The 13,595-nt window shown below is 61.3% G+C and carries 13 protein-coding genes; 11 read left to right on the top strand and 2 right to left on the bottom strand.

Going from position 1 to position 13,595, the window contains the following annotated elements; all coding sequences use genetic code 11:
- Nucleotides 1–106: 106 nt before the first annotated feature.
- Nucleotides 107–424, top strand: a complete 318-nt coding sequence (locus tag RG836_RS16935) for a Rieske (2Fe-2S) protein (protein ID WP_310847679.1) — start codon at nt 107–109, stop codon at nt 422–424.
- Here the strand turns inward: RG836_RS16935 and sfsA are convergent.
- Together sfsA and RG836_RS16925 are read right to left on the bottom strand one after the other, a co-directional pair.
- Nucleotides 421–1,134, bottom strand: a complete 714-nt coding sequence (sfsA, locus tag RG836_RS16930) for a DNA/RNA nuclease SfsA (protein ID WP_310847677.1) — start codon at nt 1,132–1,134, stop codon at nt 421–423. The two genes, RG836_RS16935 and sfsA, sit on opposite strands and share 4 nt — an antisense overlap.
- The gene (locus RG836_RS16925) at nt 1,134–2,306 is read right to left on the bottom strand and encodes a pyridoxal phosphate-dependent aminotransferase (RefSeq protein ID WP_310847674.1); all 1,173 of its coding nucleotides are present in this window, start codon (nt 2,304–2,306) and stop codon (nt 1,134–1,136) included. The genes sfsA and RG836_RS16925 overlap by 1 nt, the downstream gene beginning before the upstream one ends.
- A gap of 329 nt (nt 2,307–2,635) precedes the next feature.
- Between RG836_RS16925 and dksA the strand changes: the two genes are divergently transcribed.
- From dksA to panC, 10 genes are all read left to right on the top strand, one after another.
- Nucleotides 2,636–3,079 (top strand): RNA polymerase-binding protein DksA, encoded by a 444-nt coding sequence (gene dksA, locus RG836_RS16920; protein ID WP_310847673.1) that lies wholly within the window; start codon nt 2,636–2,638, stop codon nt 3,077–3,079.
- A gap of 204 nt (nt 3,080–3,283) precedes the next feature.
- Nucleotides 3,284–4,177, top strand: a complete 894-nt coding sequence (gene gluQRS / locus RG836_RS16915; RefSeq protein ID WP_310847670.1) for a tRNA glutamyl-Q(34) synthetase GluQRS — start codon at nt 3,284–3,286, stop codon at nt 4,175–4,177.
- 77 nt (nt 4,178–4,254) lie between these two features.
- On the top strand, nt 4,255–4,431 hold the full coding sequence (locus tag RG836_RS16910; RefSeq protein WP_003176118.1) for a hypothetical protein: 177 nt from the start codon (nt 4,255–4,257) through the stop codon (nt 4,429–4,431).
- The gene (locus RG836_RS16905) at nt 4,415–7,369 is read left to right on the top strand and encodes a sensor histidine kinase (protein ID WP_310847668.1); all 2,955 of its coding nucleotides are present in this window, start codon (nt 4,415–4,417) and stop codon (nt 7,367–7,369) included. The genes RG836_RS16910 and RG836_RS16905 overlap by 17 nt, the downstream gene beginning before the upstream one ends.
- Before the next feature lie 22 nt (nt 7,370–7,391).
- Nucleotides 7,392–8,828, top strand: coding sequence for a sigma-54-dependent transcriptional regulator (locus RG836_RS16900; protein ID WP_310847667.1), 1,437 nt, complete (start codon nt 7,392–7,394; stop codon nt 8,826–8,828).
- Nucleotides 8,829–9,280: 452 nt separating this feature from the next.
- Nucleotides 9,281–9,628: a hypothetical protein gene (locus RG836_RS16895; protein WP_310847665.1), complete on the top strand. Its 348-nt coding sequence runs from the start codon at nt 9,281–9,283 to the stop codon at nt 9,626–9,628.
- Nucleotides 9,558–10,961 carry a polynucleotide adenylyltransferase PcnB gene (locus RG836_RS16890; protein ID WP_310847663.1) on the top strand — a complete coding sequence of 468 codons (1,404 nt, stop codon included), beginning with the start codon at nt 9,558–9,560 and terminating at the stop codon, nt 10,959–10,961. The genes RG836_RS16895 and RG836_RS16890 overlap by 71 nt, the downstream gene beginning before the upstream one ends.
- 2 nt (nt 10,962–10,963) lie before the next feature.
- Nucleotides 10,964–11,443 (top strand): 2-amino-4-hydroxy-6-hydroxymethyldihydropteridine diphosphokinase, encoded by a 480-nt coding sequence (gene folK, locus RG836_RS16885; RefSeq protein WP_310847661.1) that lies wholly within the window; start codon nt 10,964–10,966, stop codon nt 11,441–11,443.
- A 346-nt stretch (nt 11,444–11,789) separates the two neighbouring features.
- A complete protein-coding gene (gene panB, locus RG836_RS16880; protein ID WP_310847659.1) occupies nt 11,790–12,590 on the top strand; it encodes a 3-methyl-2-oxobutanoate hydroxymethyltransferase in 801 nt (266 codons plus the stop codon).
- A complete protein-coding gene (gene panC / locus RG836_RS16875; protein WP_310847657.1) occupies nt 12,587–13,447 on the top strand; it encodes a pantoate--beta-alanine ligase in 861 nt (286 codons plus the stop codon). Before panB ends, panC begins: the two co-directional genes overlap by 4 nt.
- Nucleotides 13,448–13,595: the final 148 nt, after the last annotated feature.

Here is a 13,595-nt window from a genome sequence, read left to right as displayed (position 1 = left end):
GCACCGTCTCGACCAATCGGGAGAAGGCGGCCATTTGATAATTGTTTGCATTTGAACGTCAAGCACAGACATTTCCCACAACACTTTGGGAAACCAGAGGATAGCCATGAAGCTTCTTTGCGCTGGCGCAGAATTGGCCGACGCCAGCAGTCGCGGTTTCGAGATGGACGGGCAAAAGCTTTTCGCCGTGCGCCGTGAAGGCAAGGCCTACGTTTACCTGAACCGCTGCCCGCATCGCGGCGTGGGCCTGGAATGGCGGCCGGATCAGTTCCTCGATACCAGCAACAGCCTGATCCAGTGCGCCACACACGGCGCACTGTTCCTGATCGAAGACGGCGAGTGCATCGCCGGGCCGTGCGCCGGGCAATCCCTGACCGCCATCGCCTGCCGCGAAGACGAACAGGGCCTGTGGATCAGCCTTTAACGGCCGAGGAACACCTCGAGTTTGCGATCCACCACCACTTCCTCGTTGGTCATGCGCACGCCGTAGGCCAGCACTTCGACGCCACTGGCCACCGCTTCGCGCAGCACCGCAGCGTAAGCCGCATCGATTTCCTCGGCCGGGCGCACCCCGTCGATGCCGGTGAGGTTGACGCAATACAACTGCACCGCACGAATCCCGTCCCGCGCCAAGTGCGCCAACTCCCGCAAGTGCTTGCCACCGCGCTGGGTCACCGCATCGGGAAACGCCGCGATCGACGTCCCGTCAAAGCCCAGGGTGACGCTTTTGACCTCGACGTAGGCCGGACCGCTTGGGTAATCCAGGCGAAAGTCGATACGGCTGCTTTCCTGACCATAGGCGACTTCACGCTTGAGTGCGGTAAACCCGCTCAACTCGCTGATTACCCCGGCGCGCAGCGCTTCCTCGATCAGGCTATTGGCGCGCCCGGTGTTGACGCAAAACAGCCGACCTTGCGGGGTTTCGCCGATTTCCCAGGTGCCCGGCAACTTGCGTTTCGGGTCGTTGGTACGGCTGAACCAGACCTGCCCGCCTTCCACCAGGCAATTGAGCATCGAGCCGGTGTTGGCGCAGTGAATGGTCAGCCGTTCGCCGGTCGAGGTTTCGATATCGGCCAGGAAACGCTTGTAGCGGCGGATCAGCCGGCCTTGTTCCAGAGGGGGATCGAAGCGCATCAGCCTTGCCAGCTCCGCAGTCCGCGACCAATGCGTTCCACCGCTTCCTGCAAGCGCGGCAGGCTCTGGGTGTAGGCAAAGCGCACGTGATGCCCGGCCTGATAGCGACCGAAATCCAGGCCCGGGGTGATCGCGACGTGCTCGGTTTCGAGGAAGTGCCGACAGAAAGCGAAGGCATCGCCGCCGAACGCACTGATGTCCGCATACAGATAGAACGCGCCCTCCGGCTCGACGGCAATGCCGAAGCCCAGTTCGCGCAAGGCCGGCAGCAGGAAGTCGCGACGGCGGCCGAACTCGGCGCGGCGCTCTTCGAAAATCTCGATGGTCGCCGGCTCGAAGCAAGCGAGTGCCGCATGCTGCGCCATACTCGGGGCACTGATGTACAAGTTCTGTGCGAGTTTTTCCAACTCGCTGACTGCCGCATCAGGCGCCACCAGCCAGCCGAGGCGCCATCCGGTCATGCCGAAATACTTTGAAAAACTATTAAGAACGAAGGCCTCGTCATCGACTTGCAGCACGCTGGCCGCGTCGGTGCCGTAGGTCAGGCCGTGATAAATCTCGTCCACCACCAGATGCCCGTGGCGCTCCTTGATCGCGGTCGCCAATCCGGCCAGTTCATCGCGGGTCAGGATGGTCCCGGTGGGGTTGGCCGGCGAGGCAACCAAGGCGCCAACGCTGTCGTGGTCCCAGTGCCGTGCGACCAGGTCGGGCGTCAGTTGATAACGCACATCCGGCCCGACGGGCACCAACTGTGCTGCGCCCTCGACCAGCCGCAGAAAATGCCGGTTGCACGGGTAACCCGGGTCAGCCAGCAGCCAGTGTTTACCAGGGTCGACCAACAAGGCACTGGCCAGCAGCAGGGCGCCGGAGCCACCCGGGGTGATCAGGATGCGCCGCGGGTCGATGCTCAAACCGTAACGTTGTTGATAGAAATTCGAGATCGCTTCGCGCAGCTCTGGGATACCGCGCGCCGCGGTGTAGCGGGTTTTGCCCGCCGTCAGCGCCGCTTGCCCGGCCCTGATGACCGGCTCGGCGGTGGTGAAGTCCGGCTCGCCGATTTCCAGGTGAATGACATCGTGGCCCGCCGCCTGCAATTCATTGGCCCGGGCCAGCAGCGCCATGACGTGAAAAGGTTCGATAGCGCGGCTGCGCGCACTGTAGGGCTGGGCCATGAGCCTTCCTTCAACGGAAAAAGAACCGATTCTACCCAAGCGCAGGAACGAGCGAGAATCTAAAGCGGTCAGAAGCCTCAGAGCAGACGAAAAACGGCCGGAGCGATTGCTCAGGCTTTGACTAAAATCAATATCTGATCAGGTCTCCAAAGCCGCCAGACAACGTAGCGCACCCTTTTGCAAGCTCCGCAGGACGCGGGCTCGACATCCGGGAGTAGCGCGCTCCGATTTGATCTGGTAAGTTCGCCCGCTTGCAGCCGCAGGGCCGGCAGGTGTCGGTGATGGAGCAATCCTGCGCAATGGATTACAAGAGTAGAGGCGGTCCATTCATGCCCACCCAAGCAAAGCAACAGCCAAACCAGTCGATCAGCGGTTTCGAACCCTATGTGGAATCCAAGGGTGAGGAATACATGGGCAAGCCCATGCGCGCGCACTTCACCAAGATCCTGAACAAGTGGAAACAGGACTTGATGCAGGAAGTGGATCGCACCGTGGATCACATGAAGGACGAAGCGGCCAACTTCCCTGACCCGGCCGACCGGGCCAGCCAGGAAGAAGAATTCAGCCTCGAACTGCGTGCCCGCGACCGCGAGCGCAAGCTGATCAAGAAAATCGACAAGACCCTGCAACTGATCGAAGACGAAGAATACGGTTGGTGCGAGTCCTGCGGCGTCGAAATCGGCATCCGCCGTCTCGAGGCCCGTCCGACAGCCGACATGTGCGTCGACTGCAAGACTCTGGCAGAGATCAAGGAAAAGCAAGTCGGCAAGTAACAGCGACTTGAAGCAACGACGGAGCGTGCGAACGCTCCGTTTTTGTTTCTGTCATTTATCGCGGCACACATCCTGTGGGAGCGAGCCTGCTCGCGAATCACGCAGTTGGACAGTCGACTTCAATGTCGGCTGACCCAGCGTTTTCGCGAGCAGGCTCGCTCCCACCGGGGGTTACTGCAGCCCCATACAAGTAACATCGCCACCATGACTGCCAAGACTTCCAGCTACATCGGCCGCTTCGCCCCAACCCCCAGCGGCCACCTGCATTTCGGCTCACTGGTGGCCGCCCTCGCCTCTTACCTCGATGCCCGCTCGGTCGGCGGTCGCTGGCTGGTGCGCATGGAGGATCTGGATCCGCCACGGGAAGAACCCGGCGCGCAGACCGCGATTCTCAAGGCCCTGGAAGCCTACGGTTTTGAATGGGACGGCGAAATGGTGCGCCAGAGCGATCGGCACGCCGCCTACGCCGAGGTGCTCGATAACTTGTTCAACCACGGGCTGGCCTACGCCTGCACCTGTTCGCGCAAGCAGCTTGAAGCCTACGGCGGAATTTACCCGGGCCTGTGCCGCAACGCCGGGCACGACAGCGCAGACGCGGCGATCCGTTTGCGCGTGCCGGAACTGAGCTACCACTTCATCGACCGGGTGCAGGGCGAATACCGCCAGCATTTGGGTCGCGAGGTGGGCGACTTTGTGATTCGGCGGCGCGACGGCCTCTACGCTTATCAACTGGCCGTGGTCCTCGACGATGCCTGGCAAGGCATCACCGACATCGTACGCGGCGCCGATTTGCTCGACTCCACACCGCGCCAGCTCTACCTGCAAGAACTGCTGGGCCTGCGCCATCCGCGCTACCTGCACCTGCCGCTGATCACCCAGCCCGACGGCAACAAGCTCGGCAAGTCTTACCGCTCGCCGCCGCTGCCCGAAGACCAGGCTACGCCATTGCTGCTGCGGGCACTGCGCGCGCTCGGTCAGCAACCGGATTCGGCCCTGCACGACGCAACGGCGCAAGACGTGCTGAACTGGGGCATTGCGCATTGGGATGCCAACTTGATCCCGCGCACCTTGACCCTGCCCGAAGCGCAACTGCAGTGATGCCGCTTGCAGTGGCGCGCCCATCCGTTACCATCGCCGCACGTTTTCGGGCACGCGCATAGAAAAGAGAGGCCGGGATGTACATCTACCGCTTGGTCCTGCTCCTGGTAGTGGGGATTTACCTGTTTTCCCCGGCCATCATGGATTGGTGGATCGACGCCACCGGTGCCTGGTACCGCCCGTATCTGCTCTGGCTGATTCTGATCGTCGTGACCTTTATTCTGCAGAGCCAAAAAGATGCCGATGAGCTTTAGCCTGACCCAGATGATCCTGATCAGCGCCGCCTACCTGGCCGTGCTGTTCGGCGTCGCGTGGATCAGTGAACGGGGCATGATCCCACGGGCGATCATCCGCCATCCATTGACCTACACCTTGTCGCTGGGCGTCTACGCCAGTGCCTGGGCGTTCTACGGCACCGTGGGCCTGGCTTATCAGTACGGTTACGGCTTCCTGTCCAGCTACCTCGGGGTGTCCGGGGCCTTTTTGCTGGCGCCGGTGCTGCTTTATCCGATTCTCAAAATCACCCGCACCTATCAGCTGTCATCCCTCGCCGACCTTTTTGCGTTTCGCTTTCGCAGCACTTGGGCTGGGGCGCTGACCACTATTTTCATGCTGATTGGCGTGCTACCGTTGCTGGCACTGCAAATTCAAGCGGTGGCCGATTCCATCAGCATCCTCACCCGCGAACCGGTGCAGCACCGTGTGGCCCTGAGTTTTTGTGCGCTGATCACCTTATTCACGATTTTCTTCGGCTCGCGGCACATCGCCACGCGGGAGAAACACGAAGGCCTGGTGTTTGCGATTGCCTTCGAGTCGGTGATCAAGCTGATCGCCCTCGGCGGTGTTGGCCTGTACGCCTTGTACGGTGTGTTCGACGGCCCACAACAACTGGAAATCTGGCTGCTGCAGAACCAGACCGCCCTCGCCGCCCTGCACACGCCGCTGCAAGAAGGCCCGTGGCGCACCTTGCTGCTGGTGTTCTTCGCCTCGGCGATCGTGATGCCGCACATGTACCACATGACGTTCACCGAAAACCTCAACCCGCGCTCGCTGGTCAGCGCCAGTTGGGGCCTGCCGCTCTTCCTGCTGCTGATGAGCCTGGCGGTGCCGCTGATTCTCTGGGCCGGGCTGAAACTCGGCGCCACCACTAACCCTGAATATTTCACCCTCGGCATCGGCATTGCCGCCAACAGCAAGGCCTTGGCGCTGCTGGCGTATGTCGGTGGATTGTCGGCGGCCAGCGGGCTGATCATCGTCACCACCCTGGCCTTGTCGGGGATGGCGCTCAATCATTTGGTGCTGCCGCTTTACCAGCCGCCGGCCGAAGGCAATATCTACCGCTGGCTGAAATGGACCCGTCGGGCGCTGATCGTCGCGATCATCATGGCCGGCTACGGCTTCTATCTATTGCTGGGCGCCGAGCAGGATCTGGCCAACCTCGGCATCGTCGCCTTCGTCGCCACCCTGCAATTCCTGCCGGGGGTGTTGTCGGTGCTGTATTGGCCGACCGCCAACCGGCGCGGGTTTATTGGCGGTTTGCTGGCGGGAATTCTGGTGTGGGTAGTCACCATGCTGCTGCCGTTGGTCGGCAATCTGCAGGGTTTCTACATTCCACTGCTGAACATGATTTACGTGCTGGACGACACCAGTTGGCACATGGCGGCGATTGCCTCGCTGGCGGCCAACGTGCTGATGTTCACCCTGATTTCACTGTTCACCAACGCCAGCGCCGAGGAAGCCAGCGCCGCCGAAGCCTGCGCGGTGGACAACGTGCGGCGCCCGCAACGCCGGGAATTGCACGCCGCCTCGCCGCAGGAATTTGCCACGCAACTGGCCAAGCCCCTGGGCGCCAAAGCCGCACAGAAGGAAGTCGAGCAAGCGCTGCGCGATCTCTACTTGCCGTTCGACGAGCGTCGGCCGTACGCCTTGCGCCGTTTGCGCGACCGCATCGAGGCCAACCTGTCCGGCCTGATGGGCCCCAGCGTGGCCCAGGACATGGTGGAAACCTTCCTGCCTTATAAGGCTGGCGGCGAAAATTACGTCACCGAAGACATCCACTTCATCGAAAGCCGTCTCGAAGACTACCACTCGCGCCTCACCGGCTTGGCCGCCGAACTCGACGCCTTGCGCCGCTACCACCGGCAGACTTTGCAGGAATTGCCGATGGGCGTCTGCTCTCTGGCCAAGGATCAAGAGATCCTGATGTGGAACAAAGCCATGGAGGAGCTGACCGGGATCGCCGCGCAACGGGTGGTCGGTTCGCGCCTCAGCACCATTGGCGAACCGTGGAAGGAATTGCTCCAGGGCTTTATCAACCGGCCCGACGAGCATTTGCACAAACAGCATTTGGCCCTGGACGGCCAGACCCGCTGGCTGAACCTGCACAAAGCGGCCATCGACGAACCCTTGGCGCCAGGCAACAGCGGCCTGGTGTTGCTGGTGGAAGACCTGACCGAAACACAGATGCTCGAAGACAAACTGGTGCACTCCGAGCGCCTGGCCAGCATTGGTCGGTTGGCCGCCGGGGTCGCCCACGAGATCGGCAACCCGATCACCGGCATCGCCTGCCTGGCGCAGAATCTGCGCGAAGAGCGCGAGGAAGACAGCGAACTGACGGAAATCAGCGGGCAGATCCTCGAGCAGACCAAACGCGTATCACGGATCGTCCAGTCGTTGATGAGTTTTGCCCACGCCGGCAGCCATCAGCACAACGACGAGCCCGTCTGTCTGGCGGAAGTGGCCCAGGACGCGATCGGCCTGCTGGCCCTCAACCGACGCAATTTCGAAGTGCAGTTCTACAACCTGTGCGACCCTGAACACTGGGTTGACGGTGACCCACAACGGCTGGCCCAAGTGTTGATCAACCTGCTCTCCAACGCCCGCGACGCCTCCAGTGCAGGCAGCGCGGTGCGGGTCAAGAGCGAAGCGTTTGAACACACGGTCGACCTGATCGTCGAAGACGAAGGCAGCGGAATTCCGAAGAACATCATGGATCGATTGTTCGAACCCTTCTTCACCACCAAGGACCCTGGCGAAGGCACCGGTCTGGGCCTTGCACTGGTCTATTCCATCGTTGAAGAGCATTATGGACAAATCACCATCGACAGCCCGGCTGATATTCAAAGCCAACGCGGCACCCGTATCCGGGTGACATTACCGCGCCATGTCGAAGCGACGTCCGCTGTGAACTGAGACCGTCGAGAGAATCGAATCAATGCCGCACATTTTGATCGTCGAAGACGAAACCATTATCCGCTCCGCCTTGCGCCGCCTACTGGAACGCAACCAGTATCAGGTCAGCGAAGCCGGATCCGTGCAGGAAGCACAAGAACGCTTCAGCATTCCCACGTTCGACCTGATTGTCAGCGACTTGCGTCTGCCAGGGGCGCCCGGTACCGAGCTGATCAAGCTCGGCCAGGGCAAACCGGTGCTGATCATGACCAGCTATGCCAGCCTGCGCTCCGCCGTGGACTCGATGAAAATGGGCGCGGTGGATTACATCGCCAAGCCGTTCGACCATGACGAAATGCTTCAGGCTGTGGCGCGCATCCTGCGTGATCGCCAGTCGGCGCACACTACAGCAGCCGAGCCGTCGGCGGCCAAGGCTGCCAATGGCGCGGGTAAATCCGGCGTCGACAACAGCAATGGCGAGATTGGCATCATTGGTTCGTGCCCACCGATGCAGGATCTCTACAGCAAGATCCGCAAGGTCGCGCCCACCGATTCCAATGTGTTGATCCAGGGCGAGTCCGGTACCGGTAAAGAACTGGTGGCCCGCGCCCTGCACAACCTGTCCAAACGCGCCAAGGCGCCGATGATTTCGGTGAACTGCGCGGCCATTCCGGAAAGCCTGATCGAGTCTGAACTGTTCGGCCACGAGAAAGGTGCGTTCACCGGCGCCAGTGCCGGGCGCGCCGGGCTGGTGGAAGCGGCGGACGGCGGCACGCTGTTCCTCGATGAGATCGGCGAACTGCCGCTCGAAGCCCAGGCGCGCCTGTTGCGGGTGTTGCAGGAAGGCGAGATTCGCCGGGTCGGCTCGGTTCAGTCGCAGAAAGTCGATGTGCGCTTGATCGCTGCGACCCACCGTGACCTCAAGAGTCTGGCCAAGATCGGTCAGTTTCGGGAGGACTTGTACTACCGTCTGCACGTAATCGCCTTGAAATTGCCAGCCCTGCGTGAGCGCGGTGCCGACGTCAACGAGATCGCCAACGCGTTCCTTGCGCGCCAGAGCGCCCGCATCAACCGCACCGACCTGAAGTTTGCCGCCGATGCCGAGCAGGCGATCCGGCATTATTCCTGGCCGGGCAACGTGCGCGAACTGGAAAATGCCGTCGAGCGCGCGGTGATCCTCAGCGAAAGCCCGGAAATATCCGCCGAGCTGCTGGGCATCGATATTGAACTGAGCGACCTGGATGACGACGACTTCATTGGCCTGGCACCGCAGCAGGGCGGTGCCAACAACACCAGCCATGAGCCGACCGAGGATTTGTCACTGGAAGATTATTTCCAGCACTTCGTCCTCGAGCATCAGGACCACATGACCGAGACCGAACTGGCGCGCAAGCTGGGCGTCAGCCGCAAATGTCTGTGGGAACGCCGTCAACGGCTGGGCATCCCACGGCGCAAAACCGGTGTCGCCAGCGAGAGCTGAGCCGCCGTAACAGACGGGGGAGTAACACCCCCAGCGGCGAACAAACTGTTACCTCAGTCATTTTCGCGTAACAAAGCCGGGGTTTACGGTAACGAAATCCCGGCTTTTTTTCGGCCTCGAAAAACTGCTGATTGCCGCCAGCCCCCGGTTTTACTGACCTTTACTAAAGTTGGCACGCACCCTGCTATATGTCTGGTACAACAACAATAACAAGCAATGCAAAAGACAATAAAAATAAGACGAATCGACTCACGCACAATAAAAACAAGACGGCGAGAGGCGTAGCTAACTGATTCTTTTGGAGAGGCGTTGTATTTGGGGCTTGCCCCGCGACCAGGCCGAGAACAACAAAAACTGTCCTAAGACAGAGCCTGAACTGGTTGGATCGATTGATCATTGCAGCACAGCGACCAAAGCAATCCGTTTGCTCTTGGCTCCCGATTGGGAGGGTCATGAAGCAAAGCTTCATGGCGAGGGCACTCAACAAAAACAAAAAGCCCGAAACCAATAATAAAAATAGAGCACGCAACTACTTCTGGGGGAGCTTCGGCTCCCCTTGTAGTTTCCGTTATCCGCACGTCACGCCTACCGCTTTTGAGCCTGAAGCTCGCGGCTTACAGCTCATATCTGCTGTGTCCTACACCATCCCCCGACTAAATGCTAGAATCCCCGCCCATCATGCGGTCATTCTTCTGGTATGGCCGAACATTCCTTCAAACAGTGCATCCCATGCTGAAGAAGCTGTTCCAGTCATTCCGTTCTCCCAAGCGTCATACGCAACACATCCGCAGCACGCCTGAAGTGCTCAACAGCGGCCAGCATTCGCTGCAGAAAGGGCAATTCAGCCGGTACGCGGTGAACATTGTCGAACGCCTGCAGAACGCCGGTTACCAGGCTTATCTGGTCGGCGGTTGCGTGCGCGACATGATGCTGGGCATCACGCCTAAAGACTTCGACGTCGCCACCAGTGCTACTCCTGAACAGGTCCGGGCCGAATTCCGCAACGCGCGGATCATCGGCCGGCGGTTCAAGCTGGTGCATATTCATTTCGGCCGCGAAATCATTGAAGTTGCGACTTTCCGCGCCAATCACCCGCAAAATGACGAGGAAGAAGACAGCAATCAGTCTTCCCGTAACGAGAGCGGCCGGATCCTGCGTGACAACGTCTACGGCACCCTGGAAGAAGACGCGCAACGTCGCGACTTCACCATCAACGCCTTGTATTACGATCCGGTCAGCGAGCGCATCCTCGACTACGCCAACGGCGTGCACGATATTCGCAATCACCTGATCCGCCTGATTGGCGATCCGAAGCAGCGTTACCAGGAAGACCCGGTGCGCATGCTGCGAGCGGTGCGTTTTGCCGCCAAGCTGAATTTCGGCATCGAGAAACATTCCGCCACGCCGATCCGCGAACTGGCGCCGATGCTGCGCGAGATTCCATCCGCGCGGCTGTTCGAGGAAGTGCTCAAGCTGTTCCTCTCCGGTTATGCCGCCGACACCTTCGAAATGCTGGTCGACTTGCAGCTGTTCGATCCACTGTTCCCGGCCAGCGCCGAGGCACTGGAACACAACCCGACCTACACCCACACGCTGATCAGCGAAGCGCTGGTCAACACCGACCTGCGCATCAAGCAGAACAAACCGGTGACCCCGGCGTTCCTGTTCGCCGCCCTGCTCTGGCCTGCCCTGCCGGCACGCGTGTTGCGCTTGCAGGACCGTGGCATGCCGCCGATTCCGGCGATGCAGGAAGCGGCGCACGAGTTGATCGCCGAACAGTGCCAGCGCATTGCCATTCCGAAGCGCTTCACCCTGCCGATCCGCGAGATCTGGGACATGCAGGAGCGCCTGCCACGGCGCAGCGGCAAACGTGCCGACCTGCTGCTGGACAACCCACGCTTCCGCGCCGGTTACGATTTCCTGCTGTTACGCGAAAGCGCTGGCGAGCAAACCGACGGCTTGGGCGAATGGTGGACCGACTACCAGGACGCCAACGACAGCGAGCGCCGCGACATGATCCGCGACCTCAGCGGCAAAGACGAAGCCGCCGGTGGCGCGCCACGCAAGCGTCGCCGCAGCGGTGGCGCCAAGCGCAAACGCACCGTGGGCGCACCGAGCGCCTCGGGCGAATAATCGTGGAACGGGTCTACATCGGCCTGGGCAGCAACCTCGCTGACCCGGCCGAACAACTGCGCAACGCGGTCCAGGCACTGGCACGGTTGCCGCACAGCGAACTGGCGGGCGTCTCGGCCTTCTATCAAAGCGATTCGCTGCTGCCCGGCCAACCGCGTTACACCAACGCGGTCGCCGCGCTGGACAGCGCCCTCGCGCCCCTGGACCTGCTCGATGCTTTGCAAGGCATCGAAAACGGCCAGGGCCGCGAACGCCTGGAACGCTGGGGCCCGCGCACCCTTGACCTCGACATCCTGCTGTTCGGCGATTGCCTGATCGACGAGTCGCGCCTCAAGGTGCCGCACTATCAGATGCAGGAACGGGCCTTCGTGCTCTATCCTCTGGCCGAACTGGCCCCCGCCGACCTGCGCCTGGCCGATGGCCGCACACTGCGCGATCTGCTGGCCGCCTGCCCGTTTGTCGGGTTGGAGCGCCTCTCCTGAGCTGATCGCAATCCCTGTGGGAGCGGGCTTGCCCGCGATGGCGTCTGTCCAGCCAACATCATTGTTGAATGAAAGCCCAATCCCACAGGTTTTCTATAGCCCGTGAAAAACTGCTGAATCGCATCACCCAACCCGGTAACACCGCCGACGTAACAGCCCGGTAACACACGCAATTGACTTCCCGAGTTCTCCTCACGACTATAGGCGTCCCGCTGCCGCCAACGCGGCGCATAGGGCGCAATCCAGGCCAAAAAAGCACGACAACAGAGCGTGCGCCTGAGTGAATGACGAACCACGCGCGTGACTCGCTGTAGTTTCCAGAGCGCCTGAACGAGGAATTTTTGACATGCCAGCCATTACCCTGACAACCCTTCAGAGCCTCAAGCAGAAGGGTGAAAAAATCACCATGCTGACCTGCTACGACGCGACCTTCGCCCATGCCTGCAATGAGGCTGGCGTCGAAGTGTTGCTAGTGGGGGATTCGCTGGGCATGGTGCTGCAAGGGCATGACAGCACCCTGCCGGTGACCACCGCGGAAATGGCCTACCACGTCGCCTCGGTAAAACGTGGTAACACCGACGCGCTGATCCTCGCCGACCTGCCTTTCATGGCTAACGCCACCCTCGAACAAACCATGCTCAACAGTGCCACGCTGATGCAGGCCGGTGCGCACATGATCAAGGTCGAGGGCGCGCTGTGGCTGGCGGACTCCATTCGCCTGCTGGCCGAGCGCGGCATTCCGGTGTGCGCGCACATGGGCCTGACCCCGCAAGCGGTGAACATTCTCGGCGGCTACAAGGTCCAGGGCCGTAACGAAAACCAGGCCCGGCAGATGCGCGCCGACGCGATCTCGCTCGAACAGGCCGGCGCGGCGATGCTGCTGCTCGAATGCGTACCCAGCGAACTGGCGGCGGAAATCAGCCAAGCAGTGAAGATCCCGGTGATCGGCATCGGTGCCGGCAGTGCCACCGACGGCCAGGTCTTGGTGCTGCACGACATGCTCGGCCTGTCGATTACCGGGCGGGTACCGAAGTTCGTGAAGAACTTCATGACTGGCCAACCTACCATTCAGGCTGCCCTGAGCGCCTACGTCACCGAAGTCAAAGCCGCGACCTTCCCCGGCGCCGAACACGGATTCTCTGCATGAACACCGTAAAAACCGTCCGCGAACTGCGGGCTGCCGTCGCCCGTGCCCGCAGTGAAGGCAAACGCATCGGCTTCGTGCCGACCATGGGCAACCTGCACAGCGGCCATGTGGCGCTGGTGACCAAGGCGTCGCAGCGGGTCGATTTCGTGGTCGCGAGCATTTTCGTCAACCCACTGCAGTTCGGCGCCGGCGAAGACCTCGACAAGTACCCGCGCACCCTCGCCGCCGACCAGGAAAAACTACTCGAAGCCGGCTGCCACTTGCTGTTCGCCCCCACCGTCGAGGAAATGTATCCCGACGGCATGGCCGGCCAAACCCGCGTCAGCGTTCCGCAATTGTCCGAAGGCCTGTGCGGCGCCAGCCGCCCTGGGCATTTCGAAGGCGTGGCGACTGTGGTCAGCAAATTGTTCAACATGGTCCAGCCAGACCTTGCGGTCTTCGGTCAGAAGGACTTCCAGCAGTTGGCGGTGATTCGCGCGCTGGTGCACGATTTGAACATGCCGATTCAGATCCTCGGCGAACCTACTGTGCGCGCCGCCGATGGCCTGGCGCTGTCGTCGCGCAACGGATTCCTCAGCGAAGCACAGCGAGCCACCGCGCCCGTGGTGTACCGCACGCTGTCGGCGATTGCCGAGGCGATCCAGCAAGGCGAACGCGACTACCCGGCCCTGCTCGGCGCACAGCGCCAGCAACTCGAAGGCGCCGGCTTGCGTCCTGACTACCTGGAAATCCGCCACGCCGTGACCCTGCGCCCGGCCACCGCCGAAGACCGCGACTTGGTGATTCTGGTGGCGGCGTTCCTCGGCACCACGCGGTTGATCGATAACCTGCACCTTAACCTCGACGCCACCGCTTGAATCCGCTGCCACGTTAGAAAACCGTTATAAAAAAGTACCGGCCGCAGGGCAGACAAAGCCGAGACAGAATCAGCGCCGAGGTTTACTGTTACCGCGCTGCGCAATTAAATCGTGATCACGCAGCCCGACCGGAATCCGCCGCCGTCAT

It is taken from the genome of Pseudomonas rhizozeae (genome assembly GCF_031583775.1).
In the GTDB taxonomy this organism is placed as follows: Bacteria; Pseudomonadota; Gammaproteobacteria; order Pseudomonadales; family Pseudomonadaceae; genus Aquipseudomonas.
Note: the sequence above shows the minus strand (reverse complement) of the source record. Positions and strands in the feature narration are given on the sequence as shown.